The following is a 17,157-nucleotide window of genomic DNA, read 5'->3' as shown; positions in this document are numbered from 1 at the left end:
ATATTTTAATTCTACAAGTGTAGAGTAAATGTTTTTGAAATAGGACTATATTTTAGGGTGTAAAATATAGACGTAATGAGGTTGTTGGAAAACTTAACTAGGAATTCATCTCCGTAAAATACTTATAGAAATAAGGAATGGTCTCAATACCCTTTAAGTAGTTCCAAACTCCAAAATGTTCGTTGGGAGAGTGAATAGCATCACTATCCAATCCAAAACCCATTAGAATAGTTTTGCTGTTTAAAACTTGTTCAAAAAGTGCTACGATTGGAATACTCCCGCCCGTACGTTCGGGTATCGGGGTTTTCTCAAAGGTTTTTTCATAGGCTTTTGCCGCAGCTTTATATCCTAGGCTATCCATATTCGTAACATAGGGTAATCCGCCGTGATGCGGAGTCACTTTCACTTTCACACCTTTGGGGGCAATAGCTTCAAAATGTTTGATAAATAATTCTGTAATCTCATCAGGATCTTGATGGGGTACCAATCGCATAGAAATTTTTGCATAGGCTTTGCTGGCTATTACAGTTTTGGCACCTTCGCCTGTGTAGCCGCCCCAAATTCCATTAACATCAAGGGTTGGCCTTATCGAATAACGTTCTGAAGTGGAGTACCCCTTTTCCCCATAAACATCATCAATATCCAAAGCATTTTTGTAATCTTCTAAATCAAATGGCGCTTTTGCCATTTCAGCTCGTTCTTCCGCAGAAACTTCTTCAACCTTATCATAGAAACGATCTACAGTGATTCTATTGTCTTCATCATGCAAAGAAGCAATCATCTTGTTCAGTACATTAATGGGATTAGGCACGGCGCCTCCATAAATACCAGAATGCAAATCTCGATTAGGCCCAGTGACTTCAACTTCAACATAGCTTAAACCTCTTAAGCCGGTTGTGATGGAAGGAACATCATTGGCAATCATGCCAGTGTCAGAAATCAAAATAATATCATTCGCGAGCTTCTCTTTATGGTCTTCTAAAAAATCTGCCAAACTATCACTACCTACTTCTTCTTCACCTTCAATCATGATTTTTACATTACAGGGTAGTAAGTCATTTTTGGTCATGAATTCAATGGCTTTCACGTGCATGTACATTTGGCCTTTATCATCGCAGGCACCACGCGCAAAGATTGCACCATCAGGATGTAGTTCTGTTGTTTTAACGACAGGCTCAAAAGGTGGTGAGGTCCATAAGTCCATTGGATCTGGCGGTTGCACATCATAATGTCCGTAAACCAAAATTGTTGGTAATTTCGAGTCCACCGTCTTTTCACCATATACCACTGGGTATCCTTTGGTCTCACAGATTTCAGTGATGTCACAGCCAGCATCTTTCAAAGATTGTTCCACCATTTCAGCAGTCTTTAAAACATCTTTTGAATAGGCAGGGTCTGCACTAATTGAGGGAATTTTAAGTAACTCAATCAATTCATTTAAAAAACGGTCTTTATGACTTGCGATATAAGATTTTATTTGATCCATGTATTTCTTTAAAGGATGCTAAATTTACAAAATGCGAAGGAACAAATTTCATTTTTTGGTTGCCTTATCGATTAATTAAAATTTGTTATTTCACAATTAGAAAATTGATTTATATTTGCAATCCTTTTGCGGGCGTGGTGGAATTGGTAGACACGCTAGACTTAGGATCTAGTGCCGCGAGGTGTGAGAGTTCGAGTCTCTCCGCCCGCACAAATAAAAGCTTCTTGGAAACGAGAAGCTTTTTTATTTCACGTAAGATTTGATTTTGGAAAATATTGAAGAGACGAGAAGTTCATACTGAGCGCAGTCGAAGTAAGTATCTCCGCCCGCACGAAAAAACCTCTCAGTTTTGAGGTTTTTTTTGTTTATGGGTATTTACGACTTCTATTTTGTAAAATCGTCAATTTCTTTAAATTGTTCTACTGAGGTTCGCTCTCCCAAATCATGCATGGACTGCATTTGATTATGATTGTTGTCGTGCCAAAATTTTTTCCAATCATCAAGGGAATCCCATCTTGCGATTGTTTTTATTTTTGTTGGTTCCTTAGCATTTTGTAACATAAAACTCCCTCTTGCCCCTTTAACTGTCTTATGAATTTCTGTAGTTGTTTTTTTCCATACTTTAATGAAGGATTCCAAGTTTTTAGATTCTACTTTCCAATTGTATATTATTCTTATCATTAAACCATTTTCAACTAGTATAATATTAAAAGATGAATATTTTATAAAAAATACTGCTTAATATATAAATAATTGAACAAAATTGATTTTATGAATACAATCCTATCTTGTGCTGGGTTTAAGTTTTGGCCATTTCTCGCTTAGGATTATGCCATGAATTGGCTTCCATACCTAGTTCAGGAATAACCAATAATGGAATTTGAGTATGAAAAGCAGCTCGTTTTACAATTGGCTCACGCGTCATACGTTCCATATAACTGTGCTGGTAATTGAGCATGGCCAATAGGTGAATACCCAACTCTTCTGAAAACACTTCCAAAGACTGTGAAACGGAATTTAGTTCCGATACTGTGTGAACGTAGTGCTCAATTTCTGCAAAGTATTTTCGCAACATATTAAGGTTGAATTGCTGTAGCTCGGTAAGCGCTTTAATTTCATATTGCACATGAACGATACGAATGGTCGCATGGAACGATTTTGCCATTTCAATTAATGAATAAAGTTCTGATAAAGTATAAAATCGATTAAAATCGGTAGCAAATGCAATCTCAGTTGGCACCGAAAAATCAAAATGTTGCGGAATGGCAAGAACTGGACATTTTTTTGTACTCTTAATGATACGCACGGTATTGCTACCCATAAAAACTTCATCCATGCCTGAGGCACCTTTAGTGCCGGTAACGACCAAGTCAATATTATACGTGTCAACTAAATCTTTAACCTCATCAACCAAAAGATTGAATGATGAAATAGTTTTAAAACTGTGTTTGTCATTACAGAACTCAGATTTTATGCGCTCAACGGTATTCAACAATCCGGTTTCAGAATTATAACGAATAGCGTCTTCTATTCGAACACCGTCTATTATTGGAGCCATAAAGCGGCTGCTTGGTATCACTGGCGTATAGGTGTTCAAAAGAAAGAACTCACAAACTTCTTGATGGAATAGTTGCATGGCATAAGAAATGGCATTCCAGGCATTTTCTGAAAAATCTGTAGGTATTAAAATACGTTTCATCCCAATTTTTTAAAGATGGAATAAAATTACGGTCGCATAACAAGCAATACTATGACATATGTCAGGTTTTGAAAAAGGGGATGCTTAAGTATAGGGTTAAAAACCTTCGGCCATGTCTTGAAGTTTACGGGCATCGGCAACCCTAATCCGTTTTCCAGAAGTATATATTAACCCCTTTTTCTTGAATTCTGAAATAATTCTTATTGCAGACTCAGTAGCGGTACCCACCACATTGGCAATATCTTCTCGTGATAAGGTCAGTTTTAAGAACCCTTCATCATCTTCCCCAAAATTATTTTTAAGATATAAAAAAGCCTCTGCAATTCGTTGCTTTACGGTTTTTTGAGACATATTGACAATGACATCATCAGCTTCTTTTAAATCATGTGCCATATGGCGGAGCACCTCCAGTGTAAAGTTTGGGTTTTTGTGCAAGGTAGAATTGATACTGTCTTTTGGAATAAAACAAACCTCCATATCGCTCACCGCAATAGCAGATAAGTTGGTTGACTCTTCAGCAATAACGGAGCGTTGCCCCATAACTTCGCCTTTGGTTGCTAATTTTACAATTTGATCTTTACCGTTTGGGCTTAGTTTGGATAGTTTGGAGACCCCATTACGAACACAATATACACCATTCAATTTATCGCCCTCTTGAAATAGTGGTTCTCCTTTTTTAATGCTTTTTGTAGTCTTGGAATCTGACACCTGTTTCAACTCTTCTTTGCTCATGGCACGAAGCGAATTGAACTGTCTTACAATACAATTTTCACATCTGCTTTCTTCCATAATGGAAATAATTTACCTGATACTTAAATATACTGATTATAAGTGAATTAGAGTTCATAATTTTTTAAATAATAAAATTTACCATTTTATGATATTGATGTAGTTTTCTCCTCAATTAAATTCAGTTTCCCATATCACAAATGTACTGGGGGTTATATTTTTAAAAGCTGACAAATATCATGTTTTAAGAATTACCCATGAACCACTTTTGTAAAAGGTATAATGCAAATGTGAATGGATACTTCAATATGTTACCATTGTGGAGAGCCAAGTGGCAAAGTCAAGGTATGCTTTGATGACAAAGTGTTTTGCTGCAATGGTTGCAAAACGGTTTACGAGATTTTCAGTACCAATGACTTATCGTATTACTATGATTTAGAAAAGAGTGCTGGCGCCACACCTAATATGGTTGAGGGCAAATTTGATTATTTGGCCAATGATGATATTGTAAACAAATTAGTGGAGTTTGATGAAGAAGGTATTCAAGTAGTTCAACTGTTAATACCCCATATTCATTGTAGTTCTTGTATTTGGGTGTTGGAAAACTTAAACCGATTACACTCTTGCGTGAAAAGTTCTCAAGTAGATTTTCCGAAAAAGAAAGTACGCATTACATATACCACTACTGGTTTTTCTTTAAAAGAATTGGTTGTTCTGCTTGCTAAAGTTGGATACGAGCCAAATATCTCATTGGAAGATTTTGCTAAAAAGAAAGTAACGGTTGATCGAAGCTTGATGTATAAGTTGGGTGTAGCTGGCTTTGCATTTGGTAATGTTATGCTATTGTCTTTTCCTGAATATTTTGAAGTTGAAGAATTTTGGCTGGATCAATATAAAGTTGTTTTTCGCTGGTTGATGTTTGCCTTTTCCTTACCGGTCATTTTTTATGCGGCAAGAGATTACTTTCTAGCTGCTTTTAAAGGGTTGCGCTCTAAAATATTGAATATAGATGTACCTATAGCCTTGGGTATTTTAACGCTCTTTCTACGCAGTACCGTAGATATCATTTTTGATTTGGGCTCTGGTTTTTTTGATAGTCTGACGGGCTTGGTCTTTTTCTTGTTGGTCGGACGCTTTTTTCAGCAAAAGACATACGGATTTCTATCTTTTGAGCGTGATTACAAATCGTACTTTCCAATTGCGGTAACGAAAATTGACGAGAATAAAAGGGAAGAAAACATTCAAATTTATGAAGTAAAGGCGGGTGACCGACTGTTGATTCACAACCAAGAGATACTTCCCATTGATTGTATTTTGATTTCTGGAGAAGCTCAAATCGATTATAGCTTTGTGACTGGTGAATCACAAGCCGTGTTTAAGTCTTCGGGTGATAAGCTTTTTGCAGGTGGAAAGCAAAAAGGTGGGCCTCTAGAAGTTGAGGTATTAAAATCGGTATCGCAAAGCTACCTAACCCAGTTATGGAGTAATGCCGCATTCTCAAAAAATAAAGCCTCACATTTTCAAACAATTACCGACCGTATTGGGAAGCGTTTTACCATTGCCATATTGACCATTGCTTTTGTGGCCGCCACTTTTTGGTTGTTTGCTGATGCTAGCAAAGCTATGAATGTTTTTACCGCAGTACTCATTATTGCGTGCCCATGTGCGATTGCACTTGCGGCTCCTTTCACCTTAGGCAATATGCTTCGGATTTTCGGCAAGCATCAGTTCTATATAAAAGATACCAATACTATTGAACGATTGGCACAAATTGAAACGGCCCTTTTTGACAAAACGGGTACATTGACCTCGGCTTCTGAGAATACGATTTTTTATGAGGGAATGGAATTGACCGAGCAAGAAGTGTCACTACTTAAAAACACCTTGCGGGCTTCAAACCACCCATTGAGCCGCTCCCTGTACAATATTTTAGAGAGTAATGAAATTGAAACCTTAGACGCTTTTGAAGAAGAAACGGGCAAAGGGATTCAAGGGCGTGTAGATGAACATTCCATAAAGGCAGGCTCTGCAAAATTTATAGGTAAAAAACCTGATGTACAATCATTGGATACCTCGGTCTATGTGAGTGCCAACGAGAATTACAAAGGGCGTTATGTGTTTAAGAACAAATACCGTGGTGGAATATCAGAATTGTTTGAACAAATGTCAAACGACCATACACTGGCGGTGTTATCTGGTGATAATGAAGGTGAAAAAGACAACTTAGAAGAACTGTTGCCCTTTGGCACTCCTCTACTATTTAACCAAAAACCTGAAGATAAGCTTGACTTTGTCAAAAAGCTCCAAATTAAAAATAAAGTATTGATGGTCGGTGACGGATTGAACGACGCAGGCGCATTGGCACAGAGTGATGTAGGCATTGCCATATCAGAGAACATCAATGTGTTTTCACCAGCTTGTGACGCAATTTTAGACGCCTCCAAACTGACTCAACTGGGCAATTTTCTAAAACTATCGAAGCAGGCGATTAAGGTAATCAAGATCAGTTTTCTACTATCGCTATGTTACAATGTCATCGGTTTATATTTTGCGATAACTGGGCAATTACAACCTGTTATAGCGGCAATTTTGATGCCATTAAGTTCCATAAGTATAGTAGTTTTTACAACACTTGCCAGTAATTTTTTAGGTAAAAAATTAAGAAAATAAGCATAGCTAATGAAGAACAAGATCTGCAATTCAATGATATTATGTGTGACGATTGGTCTCGTGTATGTGTGGTTTGGTGCTTTAAAGTTTTTTCCGGGTTTGAGCCCGGCAGAACAACTGTCCAAGAATACCATTGACCAACTTACTTTTGGTGTGGTTACCGATAAATTATCGATAATGTTACTGGCCATTTTAGAGGTTGGTATAGGGCTATTATTGATTTTTGACCTATATAGAAAACAAGTGGTATTAATTGCACTTGCCCATATGGCTTGTACGTTTTCACCTTTGCTTTTTTTTCCCGCGCAATCATTTGAACTGGCTCCAGTGGTACCCACATTATTGGGTCAGTACATTGGTAAAAACATCATTATTGTTGGTGCTTTGGTCATCCTTTTAAGAGAGGACAGAAAAAAGATGAATTATAAATAAAAGCTGATAAATGTCATTTTTTAGAAGATACCATCAAATTAATTTTACCCTCAAATTCAGGTAGGTATGAGTGTGATTTATGTGTTACTGACAATCAGTATATGTGTCGCTTTGGTCTTTTTCGCAGCCTTTGTGTTTTCCGTAAAGAAAGGGCAATATGACGATGCGTATACCCCTTCGATACGGATGCTATTTGAGGATGAGCTCGTAGAGACCAAATCAGATAAAAACAACCAAAATAAAAGACAAACTAAATAATTATGGAAGTACAACAATTTCAATACGATAATAAAATCGTACAAAAGTTTCTCTATGCCACCATGCTTTGGGGTGTTGTAGGAATGGTCGTTGGGCTGCTGTTGGCCTTTATGTTTCTGTTTCCAAACTTGACCGATGGAATATCATGGTTAAGTTTTGGGCGTTTACGGCCACTACATACCAACGCCGTCATATTTGCTTTCGTTGGTAACGCCATTTTTGCTGGTGTTTACTACTCGTTACAGCGATTGTTAAAGGCCAGAATGTTTAATGATGTTTTAAGTAGCATTAATTTTTGGGGATGGCAATTGATTATTGTGGCAGCTGCAATTACATTGCCTTTAGGCTATACAACCTCTAAAGAATATGCCGAACTGGAATGGCCCATTGATATTGCCATCGCAGTTATTTGGGTAGTATTTGGTTGGAATATGATAGGCACCATTTTAAAAAGGCGCCAACGTCATTTATATGTGGCCGTATGGTTTTATCTGGCCACTTTTGTGACGGTTGCCGTACTACATATTTTTAATAGTTTAGAATTACCTGTAACAGCTTTAAAAAGCTATTCAGTATATGCAGGAGTACAAGATGCTTTGGTGCAATGGTGGTACGGTCACAATGCCGTAGCTTTCTTTCTGACTACGCCATTTTTAGGCCTGATGTATTATTTTGTGCCTAAAGCAGCGAATAGGCCGGTGTATTCTTACCGACTTTCCATAGTTCACTTTTGGTCATTGATATTCATTTATATATGGGCAGGCCCACATCACTTATTGTACTCTTCATTGCCCGATTGGGCACAGAATTTAGGTGTGGTGTTTTCGGTAATGCTTATTGCACCGTCTTGGGGTGGTATGATTAACGGACTTTTGACCTTACGGGGGGTTTGGGATAAGGTTCGTTCTGATGCTACCTTGAAATTTATGGTCGTTGCCATTACGGGTTATGGTATGGCAACCTTTGAAGGCCCAATGCTTTCTCTTAAAAACGTAAACGCTATTGCACATTTTAGCGACTGGATTATTGCACATGTGCATGTTGGTGCATTGGCGTGGAATGGTTTCTTAACCTTTGGTATGATTTACTACTTAGTTCCAAAAATGTGGAAAACCACTTTATATTCAAAAGGCTTGGCCAACCTGCATTTTTGGATAGGTACTTTAGGGATTATTCTCTATGCTTTACCAATGTATGTAGCTGGATTCACTCAGGCCCTAATGTGGAAAGAATTTAATCCGGATGGGACGCTGGTTTATGGAAACTTCTTGGAGACTGTTCAACAAATCATACCTATGTACTGGATGCGTGCTATAGGTGGTACAATGTTTATTGTTGGTATGTTAATAATGGTATACAACGTCATCGTGACTATAAGAAAGGGCACAGCAGTAACAGATGAATTGGCAGAAGCTCCTGCCTTGACAAGAGTTTCTAAAAGAAGAGTGGCTGGCGAAACTTTCCATACGTGGTTAGAAAGAAAACCAGTACAGCTAACGGTTCTGGCTACAGTGGCTATTTTGATTGGAGGTATCATTCAAATTGTTCCAACGATTTTGGTGAAATCGAATATACCGACAATAACAAGCGTCAAACCATATACTCCATTGGAATTGGAGGGTCGCGATCTATATATCAGAGAAGGTTGTGTGGGTTGTCACTCGCAGATGATACGACCTTTCCGAAGTGAGGTAGAACGTTATGGTGAATACGCCAAAGCTGGCGAGTTTGTTTACGATCACCCATTCCTTTGGGGCAGTAAACGTACCGGTCCAGATTTGCTTAGAATTGGCGGTAAATACTCTGATAATTGGCACTTAAACCATATGTATGATCCACAAAGTACTTCGTCAGGATCTATTATGCCAGCCTATCAATGGTTGGTGCTCAATGAGCATGATAGAAGTGGGGTCGAAAGCAAGATGCACGCCATGGTAAGTCTGGGTGTGCCTTATACTGATGAAGATATTTCAAATGCACAACTAGCTATGGCTGAACAGGCTGAGCAGATAGAAAAGAATCTATACACTGATCCCGAGTTTGAAAGAACCTATGAGGCGGATAAAAAATATGCTCAAGAAAACGGAGAAGAGTTTGTTGAAATGCGTGACCGCGAGATTGTATCCTTGATTGCATATTTGCAACGATTGGGTACAGATATCAAGGTGAAGAATACAGACGAATTATTATCACAAAACAAATAAGACCATGTTGAAATTTGTAAAAAACCATATGGAAAGTATTGAAGGGATAGCAACGTATCCTATGATATCCCTATTGATTTTCTTCGTGTTTTTCACCTTGCTTTTTTGGTGGGTGTTTACTGCTAGCAAAGCACATATAAAAGAAATGGGCGAATTGCCTTTGGATAACGATAACCAATAAAAAACCTAAGATTATGTTTACTAGAACTCCTTGGTGGATTCGAATCCCAGTATTATTTTTCTTAGTCTTCGGACTAATGGAATACTTTATTGATTCAGGTGAGCAACCTGCATTTATTGCCTATCCGATTACACAGTTTTTCTTGTTAATGGTGCTATTAATATTGATTGCTATTGAAGTGATATTAAAAGCGATCGAAAATGTAATGTTCCAAACCTTATCATCAGAAGCTCAGGAACGTTACTTAGCAGATAAAAACAAAAAATGGGAGTGGAAATGGGGTAAGGCCATGTATGCAAAACTGACCCGTACCAAGAAAATTGAAGAAGAAGGTGAAATCATTTTAGATCACAATTACGATGGTATTCGTGAGTTGGATAATGTATTGCCACCATGGTGGGTGTACATGTTCTATGCAACCATCATTTTTGGAGTGATCTATTTAGTTCGGTTCCACATTGTAGGTGATTATACCCAGGCTGTTGAATATGACCAAGAAGTAGCTGCGGCTAAAATTGAAATTGAAGAGTATAAAAAAACGGCTAAAAATTTGGTGGATGTAAATACGGTCGAGTTGTTGACAGACGCATCCGATTTAAATGCTGGAAAGACGATATTTACAACCAGTTGCGTAGTTTGTCATATGGCAGATGGCGGAGGTGGTATTGGGCCTAATTTGACTGATGAAAACTGGATTTTAGGTGGTGGTATCAAAAATGTATTCAATACGATTTCAGAGGGGGGTCGCGATGGTAAGGGTATGGTAGCTTGGAAACAAAGTCTAAAACCATTAGAAATGGCACAAGTAGCCAGTTATTTACTACAATTTCAGGGAACAACACCGGCGAATCCTAAAGCACCCGAGGGCGATGTATGGATTGATCCGGATGCTCCTGAAGTAGAAATACAGGAAGAGGCTCCTGCAGAACAGGTTTCTGATTCTACTACGGTTGTTATGAACTAGAAAAAAAGATATAAGACCAAATGTAGTCGGGATTTATTTTGTATCACTACGAAAGCACGAAGAGAGATGGAAGAAAATTTTAGGGATTCCATAGGAACAATAAATGCGGAGGGCAAACGGGCTTGGGTATTTCCTAAAAAACCTAGTGGACGTTTTTACGAATACCGTAAATATGTCAGCTACGCTTTACTATTATTTCTTTTTGCTTCGCCGTTTATTAAGGTGAACGGACATCAATTTTTGATGTTCAATGTGTTGGAGCGACGTTTTAATATATTTGGATTTCCTTTTTGGCCGCAAGACTTTCACCTAGTGGTCATATCTATGATTGCTGGTGTGATTTTCATTGCACTGTTCACAGTTGCTTATGGTCGCATTTTCTGCGGGTGGGTTTGCCCACAGACCATTTTTATGGAAATGGTTTTTCGTAGAATTGAATATTGGATTGATGGCGATAGAGGTGCCCAACAACGATTGGATAAATCACCATGGAATGCAAAAAAGATTCGAAAACGGGTATTGAAATGGATTATATTCTTCATTATTTCGTTTTTAATTGCCAATGTATTCCTTGCTTATTTAATAGGTAGTGATCAACTAATCCAATATGTTACTGATGGTCCTTTAGCGCATGTAAGTACCATGATTTCGTTGTTGATTTTTACTGCGGTCTTTTATTTTGTATTTGCATGGTTTAGAGAACAGGTCTGCATTATCGCTTGTCCGTACGGGCGTATGCAAGGCGTATTGTTAGATGAAAAATCAATTGTGGTCACTTATGACCACAAAAGGGGCGAAGCAGAAAATGGACGAAAAAAGTTTAGAAAAAATGAAGATCGTGACGCTCTTGGTCATGGTGATTGTATCGATTGTTTTCAATGTGTGAACGTCTGTCCAACGGGTATAGATATCAGAAACGGTACGCAACTTGAATGTGTGAACTGCACTGCCTGTATAGATGAGTGTGATGATATTATGGAGAAAATAAACATGCCAAAAGGTTTGATTCGCTATGCCAGCGAAGACGAAATCAATAGTAAGACTAAGTTCAAATTTACGGCGCGTATGAAGGGATATACGGCGGTTTTAGGAATATTGATTACTGTACTTGTGGGCATGTTGTTTTTAAGGAATGAGCTTGAAGCTAATATTTTGAGGTTACCTGGACAATTGTATGAGCGCAAGGCAAACAATGTCATCAGTAATGTCTACACCTATAAGTTAGTCAATAAAACTATTGAAGACGTTGAAGAAGTTAGTTTTAAGCTATTGTCCCATAAAGGAGAAATTAAAATGGTATCACAAGAGCGCTTTGCTGTACCAGCAGAAGAATTGGCAGAGGGCACCCTGTTTATTGAAATAAGCGCTTCGGCCTTAAATGCAGATAAAGATAAATTGAAAATAGGAGTCTATAGCGGAGGTAAATTGATTGAGACCACTATGACGCAATTTTTGGCTCCTCGGAGTTACAACTAAAAAATAAAAACTATGAAAATAAACTGGGGAACAGGCATTGTACTATCGTTTATCGCTTTCATTGCTTTTATTCTATATTTTGTGGTTAGAATGAGTATTGATAATCGTGCAAACCACGATTTGGTTGCCGATGATTATTACAAACAAGAGCTAGCTTATCAAGAAGAGATAGATGCAGAAAATTCTGCTTCGGCCAATTCGGCCAAACTCCGAATAGAAAAAACAGCAGAAGGCTTAAACATAATTTTTCCTGAAGATTTTAAAATTGAAGACATCACCGGTAAGGTGTCCCTATACAGACCGTCGAACAGGCATTTGGATTTTAACTTTCCTATAAGTTTGTCCAAAACACATTTGCTCATACCTGACAATCGCCTGCTAGACGGTCGATGGGACATTGCCGTAAAATGGGAATATAAAGGTAAAACCTTTTTACATAAAGAAAAGTTGAACTACTAGGTATGTTGTTAGGAGGATTGGTTTTAGGTTTTTTAGGTAGTTTACACTGTTTAGGCATGTGCGGCCCTATTGCCTTTATGCTGCCATTGGATAGAACTAACACCACTAAAAAACTAATGCAACTGTCCATCTATCATATGGGTCGCATGCTATCTTATGGTTTTTTAGGACTTCTTTTTGGGTTCGTCGGTAAAGGCCTTTACCTCTTTGGGTTTCAGCAAAAATTATCTATAGCTGTTGGCATTGTTATGATATGCTTGGTAATACTTCCCGATAAATATTTGAAGAAATTTAGCGTCGCAAAGCCTATTTATGGCTTATTGGGAAAAGTAAAGTCAAGGTTGGGTCAGGAGCTTAAAAAGCGAACCCCAGATACTTTTTTGACCATAGGTTTTTTAAATGGTTTTTTACCATGTGGATTGGTTTATATGGCTCTACTTGGAGCGGTCGCTTTGGGTAACCCTGGGCAAGGTGGATTATATATGATGTTATTTGGACTGGGAACAGTACCATTAATGACCAGTACTGTTCTCTTAAGTGGCTTGTCAAAAGGTGCAACCAAAAGAACGGTAGAGCGCATGATTCCAGTTTTTGTAGTGCTTATCGGAACACTTTTTATACTAAGAGGCCTTGGTTTAGGTATTCCATATGTTTCGCCAAAAGAACCAGCAAAAACTGAAATTGCCAATAGTGAGATGGAATGTCATTAGTATTTTAGCGAGTATAAATATGTAAAACGCATACCAATTATGAGAATAGCAAGTGTTGAAGAAGCGGTAAAAGTTGTCAAATCAGGTAATCGGGTATTTTTTCAAGGTGCGGCCATGACACCCAATGAACTCATTGATGGCCTTTGTAACAGACATGAAGAACTAGAGAATATCGAAATTGTTTCGATACATACTGAGGGCGATGCAAAATATACCCAAAAACCCTATAATAAGACCTTTCACTTGAATTCCTGTTTTGTTGGTGGCAATGTGCGTAAGTTGGTGAATACACCTGCTGGTGATTATATCCCGATTTTTTTGAGTGAGATTCACTTATTGTTCAAAAAAGATATACTGCCTTTAGATGTGGCTTTTGTTCAGGTTTCACCACCAGATAAGCACGGGTTCTGTTCTTTAGGTGTTTCGGTCGATGTAGCACTTCCTGCTGTTCGTACGGCAAAAAAAATAGTGGTACAGATAAATCCATCAGTACCAAGAACACATGGTACTGGTATTGTTCATGTTGACGAAATTGAATGCGCCATAGAAGTTGCCCGACCTATTCATGAGCATAATCCTGTTACAATTTCCGATACTGAGCATAGAATTGGTCAACATGTAGCCTCACTTATAGAAGATGGGGCGACCTTGCAAATGGGTATAGGTAGTATCCCTGATGCTGTGTTAGCTAATTTGGGTAACCATAAAGACCTTGGAATTCATACTGAAATGTTCTCTGATGGGGTATTGCCCTTGTTAGAAAATGGTATTATTACTGGTAAGGAAAAGGTGGTCAAACGAGGGAAAATTGTGAGCTGTTTTGCAGTAGGTTCAAGAAAATTATATGATTTCATCGATGACAATCCTATCTGTGATTTTCGGGATGCTGCCTATACCAACGATACCGCACGAATTCGAAGAAACCCAAAAGTTACGGCTATTAACAGTGCCATCGAAATTGACCTTACCGGTCAAGTCTGTGCAGATACGATTGGTAGTTATCAATTTTCCGGAGTTGGAGGCCAAATGGATTTTATTCGAGGAGCTTCGCTCTCTAATGGTGGTAAACCCATATTTGCAATGTCATCTGCCACAAAAAAAGGAGTTTCTAAAATAACTCCCTTTTTAAAAACAGGAGCAGGTGTTACAACAACAAGGGCTCATGTGCATCATGTGGCGACAGAATATGGTGTAGTTAATCTATTCGGGAAAAGTTTGCAACAACGTGCACAGGCGTTAATTTCCATTGCACACCCTAATCATCAAGAGGCCTTGAGTGAAGCTGCGTATAACCGTTTTAATGGAAAATAAATTGAGATGCCAAGACCAAAAACAAAAGCAGATCTCATAACACAGAGCCAAGGAAATTATAAAAAGCTTTTGGATTATGTGGACGCCTTTTCAACGCAAGAGCAATTGGCTGAATTTCCTCAAGGTACATTGAATCGAAACATTCGAGATGTCTTGGCCCATCTGAACCATTGGAATTTGATGATGCTCAAATGGTATACGTTGGGCATGAAAGGTGAGAAGCCAGCTATGCCTGCTGAAGGCTATACTTGGAAAACCATGCCCGATTTAAATCGGAAGATTCAAGAAAGGTACAACGATACAGCTTTAGAAGACATCAAGGGCGAATTGGTACAGTCGTTTGAAAGATTACAAGTGATCATCGCTGGGCATTCAAATGAAGAACTGTTTACAAAAAAACGCTACAAATGGACAGGCTCGACCTCATTGGGGGCTTACCTGATATCAACTGCATCAAGTCATTATGATTGGGCCTATAAATTGATAAAACGCATAAAAAAGGATAAATCTTAGTGTAGACTTACCCTTTTTTGTTCGAAATCAAAAAGCTGTCAATCAATCAAAAAATCATTTTAGTATTGCGCTAATAAATAGTTGATCAAGTCGGTAGTGGTTACCATACCGACAAGTTTGTCGTCATCCACTATAGGTAGTGCGTGAAATTCTTTTTGAGCCAAAAACGCAGCGACCTCTTGAATCGTAGCCGAAGAAGACACACAGATAACATCTTTGACCATAACTTGTTCAATGGTGAACATATTATATACCATGGTATCAACATCTTGTTCGTGTTCGTCAATGGCATCTGCAAAACTGATACGCATTAAATCGGTATAACTTAACATACCTAATATTTTGCTGCCCGAAGTAACGGGTATATGCCTTATTCTATTTTTTTTAAAAAGTTCTTCAGCAGTGACCAAATCATCTTTAGTACTGATAGTGACCACATTTTTGGTCATAATCTGTGATATAGGAACTCGCTTTTTCATGAGGAGTAGTATTAAAGTTTCTATCTTAAAGATACCATACTATTACTGCAAGTTATATGACAAATGTCAGGCTGATGTAATATAAATCTATATGTTTTTGAATTAAACCATTCTACAATTATTCTAAAATTGTAAATTGAGAAGCCTATCAGTTATTTTTTAATAATTAAGCAGTATGAAACAAAATACCTCCCGAAGGTCTTTTATAAAAAAGGCCACGCTAAGCTCAGCGGCACTAACAGCGGCACCTCATGTTTTTTCAAATTCATATGACGAAAAAATACTTTTGTCCAGAACCTATGGTGAATATAATTATTCGGCAAATGACCGAATTAATCTGGCGCTTATTGGTTCGGGTATTCAAGGTATTTATGATACGAGTTCAGCCCTGCGAGTACCTGGGGTTCAATTAGTAGCGGCATGTGATCTGTATTCAGGGCGATTGGATAGGGCAAAAGAACTTTGGGGTGACTCAATTTTTGTTACAAGGGACTATAGAAAAATATTACAGCATAAAGACATAGACGCCGTAATCATAGCAACACCTGATCATTGGCATCAAAAAATTACCATTGACGCCCTTAAGGAAGGCAAACACGTATATTGCGAAAAACCCATGGTTCAAAAATTTGAAGAAGGGCAGGCTATTATCAAGGCACAACAAGACAGCAGTATGATATGTCAAGTGGGCAGTCAAGGAATGTCATCTCTAGGAAATGAAAAGGCCAAACAGTTATACGAAGAAGGGGCGATTGGTGATTTGGTTATGCTTGATATGTACAACGATAGGTATTCGGCAGAGGGCGCATGGCAATACCCAATACCTCCTGATGCGAATGTAGATACTGTAGATTTTGATACCTTCTTGGGCAAGGCACCAAAAGTACCCTATGAACCAAAGCGCTTTTTCAGATGGCGCAATTATCAAGATTACGGTACGGGTGTCGCTGGCGATTTGTTCGTGCATGCGTTTTCTACTTTAAATCATATTATCAGTTCACATGGACCAAATCGGGCAATGGCCACAGGTGGTCTGCGCTATTGGAATGACGGCCGTGATGTTCCCGATGTTAGTATTACCTTGTATGACTATCCGAAAACAGAAACACATGCTGCTTTTAATGCAGCTTTTCGAATTAACTTTATTGCGGGTAATGGAGGTGGAGGCGGCTTTAAATTAATCGGTACTGAAGGTGAAATGGAAGTTGGGCAAAATCATGTAAAAGTGACCAGGTCGAAATTAGGCATGACCCCAAGTGATTATTCCATGATTGCATATACTGAAGCCACACAAGAGAAAATAAGACTTGGGTATCAAGAAAGACAATTAAACACACGTGAATCAAGCTTGAATACAGGAACAACAACTTGGCAGGCACCAAACGATTATAAAGGGGGGCATTATGACCATTTTTATAACTTTTTCAACGCAATTCGAACAAAAGGAGAGGTAGTGCAAGACCCAACCTTTGGTCTGCGTGCTGCTGGAGCTGCACTTTTGGCTAATGAAAGTTATTTTAAGAAAAAGCCCGTGAATTGGAATCCGGATGAAATGAAATTAGTATAATATAGTATTGAATAAAAAA

17 protein-coding genes and 1 tRNA gene are annotated in these 17,157 nt (G+C 38.3%); 13 read left to right on the top strand and 5 right to left on the bottom strand.

Going from position 1 to position 17,157, the window contains the following annotated elements; all coding sequences use genetic code 11:
- Positions 1 to 97: 97 nt before the first annotated feature.
- Positions 98 to 1,486: a dipeptidase gene (locus tag RM706_RS01960; RefSeq protein WP_311349339.1), complete on the bottom strand. Its 1,389-nt coding sequence runs from the start codon at positions 1,484 to 1,486 to the stop codon at positions 98 to 100.
- 128 nt (positions 1,487 to 1,614) lie between these two features.
- On the opposite strand from RM706_RS01960, the gene RM706_RS01955 reads away from it, so the two are divergent.
- Positions 1,615 to 1,696, top strand: a tRNA-Leu gene (locus RM706_RS01955).
- 174 nt (positions 1,697 to 1,870) lie between these two features.
- Here RM706_RS01955 and RM706_RS01950 read toward each other — a convergent pair.
- The 3 genes from RM706_RS01950 to RM706_RS01940 all read right to left on the bottom strand — a co-directional run bounded on the left by RM706_RS01950 (position 1,871) and on the right by RM706_RS01940 (position 3,974).
- Complete coding sequence (locus RM706_RS01950) at positions 1,871 to 2,167, bottom strand: antibiotic biosynthesis monooxygenase family protein (protein WP_311349338.1); 297 nt, start codon at positions 2,165 to 2,167, stop codon at positions 1,871 to 1,873.
- A gap of 118 nt (positions 2,168 to 2,285) precedes the next feature.
- Complete coding sequence (locus RM706_RS01945; RefSeq protein ID WP_311349337.1) at positions 2,286 to 3,185, bottom strand: universal stress protein; 900 nt, start codon at positions 3,183 to 3,185, stop codon at positions 2,286 to 2,288.
- 96 nt (positions 3,186 to 3,281) lie between these two features.
- Positions 3,282 to 3,974: a Crp/Fnr family transcriptional regulator gene (locus RM706_RS01940; RefSeq protein ID WP_311349336.1), complete on the bottom strand. Its 693-nt coding sequence runs from the start codon at positions 3,972 to 3,974 to the stop codon at positions 3,282 to 3,284.
- A 234-nt stretch (positions 3,975 to 4,208) separates the two neighbouring features.
- On the opposite strand from RM706_RS01940, the gene RM706_RS01935 reads away from it, so the two are divergent.
- The 11 genes from RM706_RS01935 (at position 4,209) to RM706_RS01885 (ending at position 15,092) form a co-directional block, all read left to right on the top strand.
- Entirely contained in the window at positions 4,209 to 6,584 is a 2,376-nt protein-coding gene (locus RM706_RS01935) for a heavy metal translocating P-type ATPase (RefSeq protein ID WP_311349335.1), read from the top strand.
- 9 nt (positions 6,585 to 6,593) lie between these two features.
- Positions 6,594 to 7,016, top strand: coding sequence for a doxx family protein (locus RM706_RS01930; protein ID WP_311349334.1), 423 nt, complete (start codon positions 6,594 to 6,596; stop codon positions 7,014 to 7,016).
- Positions 7,017 to 7,082: 66 nt separating this feature from the next.
- Positions 7,083 to 7,274, top strand: a complete 192-nt coding sequence (gene ccoS, locus RM706_RS01925; RefSeq protein WP_311349333.1) for a cbb3-type cytochrome oxidase assembly protein CcoS — start codon at positions 7,083 to 7,085, stop codon at positions 7,272 to 7,274.
- 2 nt (positions 7,275 to 7,276) lie between these two features.
- The gene (gene ccoN, locus RM706_RS01920; RefSeq protein ID WP_311349332.1) at positions 7,277 to 9,478 is read left to right on the top strand and encodes a cytochrome-c oxidase, cbb3-type subunit I; all 2,202 of its coding nucleotides are present in this window, start codon (positions 7,277 to 7,279) and stop codon (positions 9,476 to 9,478) included.
- Positions 9,479 to 9,482: 4 nt separating this feature from the next.
- The gene (locus RM706_RS01915; RefSeq protein WP_311349331.1) at positions 9,483 to 9,659 is read left to right on the top strand and encodes a CcoQ/FixQ family Cbb3-type cytochrome c oxidase assembly chaperone; all 177 of its coding nucleotides are present in this window, start codon (positions 9,483 to 9,485) and stop codon (positions 9,657 to 9,659) included.
- 13 nt (positions 9,660 to 9,672) lie between these two features.
- Complete coding sequence (locus RM706_RS01910) at positions 9,673 to 10,623, top strand: cbb3-type cytochrome c oxidase N-terminal domain-containing protein (protein WP_311349330.1); 951 nt, start codon at positions 9,673 to 9,675, stop codon at positions 10,621 to 10,623.
- A gap of 66 nt (positions 10,624 to 10,689) precedes the next feature.
- Positions 10,690 to 12,099: a cytochrome c oxidase accessory protein CcoG gene (gene ccoG / locus RM706_RS01905; RefSeq protein WP_311349329.1), complete on the top strand. Its 1,410-nt coding sequence runs from the start codon at positions 10,690 to 10,692 to the stop codon at positions 12,097 to 12,099.
- A gap of 12 nt (positions 12,100 to 12,111) precedes the next feature.
- Positions 12,112 to 12,558: a FixH family protein gene (locus RM706_RS01900; protein WP_311349328.1), complete on the top strand. Its 447-nt coding sequence runs from the start codon at positions 12,112 to 12,114 to the stop codon at positions 12,556 to 12,558.
- Between the two features lie 2 nt (positions 12,559 to 12,560).
- Entirely contained in the window at positions 12,561 to 13,268 is a 708-nt protein-coding gene (locus tag RM706_RS01895; protein ID WP_311349327.1) for a sulfite exporter TauE/SafE family protein, read from the top strand.
- A gap of 39 nt (positions 13,269 to 13,307) precedes the next feature.
- Positions 13,308 to 14,579 carry an acetyl-CoA hydrolase/transferase family protein gene (locus RM706_RS01890; protein WP_311349326.1) on the top strand — a complete coding sequence of 424 codons (1,272 nt, stop codon included), beginning with the start codon at positions 13,308 to 13,310 and terminating at the stop codon, positions 14,577 to 14,579.
- Positions 14,580 to 14,585: 6 nt separating this feature from the next.
- Positions 14,586 to 15,092, top strand: a complete 507-nt coding sequence (locus RM706_RS01885; RefSeq protein ID WP_311349325.1) for a ClbS/DfsB family four-helix bundle protein — start codon at positions 14,586 to 14,588, stop codon at positions 15,090 to 15,092.
- Positions 15,093 to 15,151: 59 nt separating this feature from the next.
- Here the strand turns inward: RM706_RS01885 and RM706_RS01880 are convergent, their stop codons facing one another.
- Positions 15,152 to 15,571: a CBS domain-containing protein gene (locus tag RM706_RS01880; protein WP_311349324.1), complete on the bottom strand. Its 420-nt coding sequence runs from the start codon at positions 15,569 to 15,571 to the stop codon at positions 15,152 to 15,154.
- Between the two features lie 175 nt (positions 15,572 to 15,746).
- Here RM706_RS01880 and RM706_RS01875 point away from each other — a divergent pair, with 175 nt between their 5' ends.
- The gene (locus RM706_RS01875) at positions 15,747 to 17,138 is read left to right on the top strand and encodes a Gfo/Idh/MocA family protein (RefSeq protein WP_311349323.1); all 1,392 of its coding nucleotides are present in this window, start codon (positions 15,747 to 15,749) and stop codon (positions 17,136 to 17,138) included.
- Positions 17,139 to 17,157 lie beyond the last annotated feature (19 nt).

The sequence above is a fragment of the Croceitalea rosinachiae genome (assembly GCF_031846445.1).
GTDB lineage: Bacteria > Bacteroidota > Bacteroidia > Flavobacteriales > Flavobacteriaceae > Croceitalea > Croceitalea rosinachiae.
Note: the sequence above shows the minus strand (reverse complement) of the source record. Positions and strands in the feature narration are given on the sequence as shown.

Excerpts from the sequence above, each read along its gene's own strand:
- RM706_RS01935 (WP_311349335.1), top strand. The coding sequence starts at position 4,209 with ATGGATACTTCAATATGTTACCATTGTGGAGAGCCAAGTGGCAAAGTC.
- RM706_RS01880 (WP_311349324.1), bottom strand. The coding sequence starts at position 15,571 with ATGAAAAAGCGAGTTCCTATATCACAGATTATGACCAAAAATGTGGTC.
- RM706_RS01915 (WP_311349331.1), top strand. The coding sequence starts at position 9,483 with ATGTTGAAATTTGTAAAAAACCATATGGAAAGTATTGAAGGGATAGCA.
- RM706_RS01900 (WP_311349328.1), top strand. The coding sequence starts at position 12,112 with ATGAAAATAAACTGGGGAACAGGCATTGTACTATCGTTTATCGCTTTC.
- RM706_RS01930 (WP_311349334.1), top strand. The coding sequence starts at position 6,594 with ATGAAGAACAAGATCTGCAATTCAATGATATTATGTGTGACGATTGGT.
- RM706_RS01945 (WP_311349337.1), bottom strand. The coding sequence starts at position 3,185 with ATGAAACGTATTTTAATACCTACAGATTTTTCAGAAAATGCCTGGAAT.
- RM706_RS01885 (WP_311349325.1), top strand. The coding sequence starts at position 14,586 with ATGCCAAGACCAAAAACAAAAGCAGATCTCATAACACAGAGCCAAGGA.
- ccoG (WP_311349329.1), top strand. The coding sequence starts at position 10,690 with ATGGAAGAAAATTTTAGGGATTCCATAGGAACAATAAATGCGGAGGGC.
- RM706_RS01910 (WP_311349330.1), top strand. The coding sequence starts at position 9,673 with ATGTTTACTAGAACTCCTTGGTGGATTCGAATCCCAGTATTATTTTTC.
- ccoN (WP_311349332.1), top strand. The coding sequence starts at position 7,277 with ATGGAAGTACAACAATTTCAATACGATAATAAAATCGTACAAAAGTTT.
- RM706_RS01950 (WP_311349338.1), bottom strand. The coding sequence starts at position 2,167 with ATGATAAGAATAATATACAATTGGAAAGTAGAATCTAAAAACTTGGAA.
- RM706_RS01940 (WP_311349336.1), bottom strand. The coding sequence starts at position 3,974 with ATGGAAGAAAGCAGATGTGAAAATTGTATTGTAAGACAGTTCAATTCG.
- RM706_RS01875 (WP_311349323.1), top strand. The coding sequence starts at position 15,747 with ATGAAACAAAATACCTCCCGAAGGTCTTTTATAAAAAAGGCCACGCTA.
- RM706_RS01960 (WP_311349339.1), bottom strand. The coding sequence starts at position 1,486 with ATGGATCAAATAAAATCTTATATCGCAAGTCATAAAGACCGTTTTTTA.
- ccoS (WP_311349333.1), top strand. The coding sequence starts at position 7,083 with ATGAGTGTGATTTATGTGTTACTGACAATCAGTATATGTGTCGCTTTG.
- RM706_RS01895 (WP_311349327.1), top strand. The coding sequence starts at position 12,561 with ATGTTGTTAGGAGGATTGGTTTTAGGTTTTTTAGGTAGTTTACACTGT.
- RM706_RS01890 (WP_311349326.1), top strand. The coding sequence starts at position 13,308 with ATGAGAATAGCAAGTGTTGAAGAAGCGGTAAAAGTTGTCAAATCAGGT.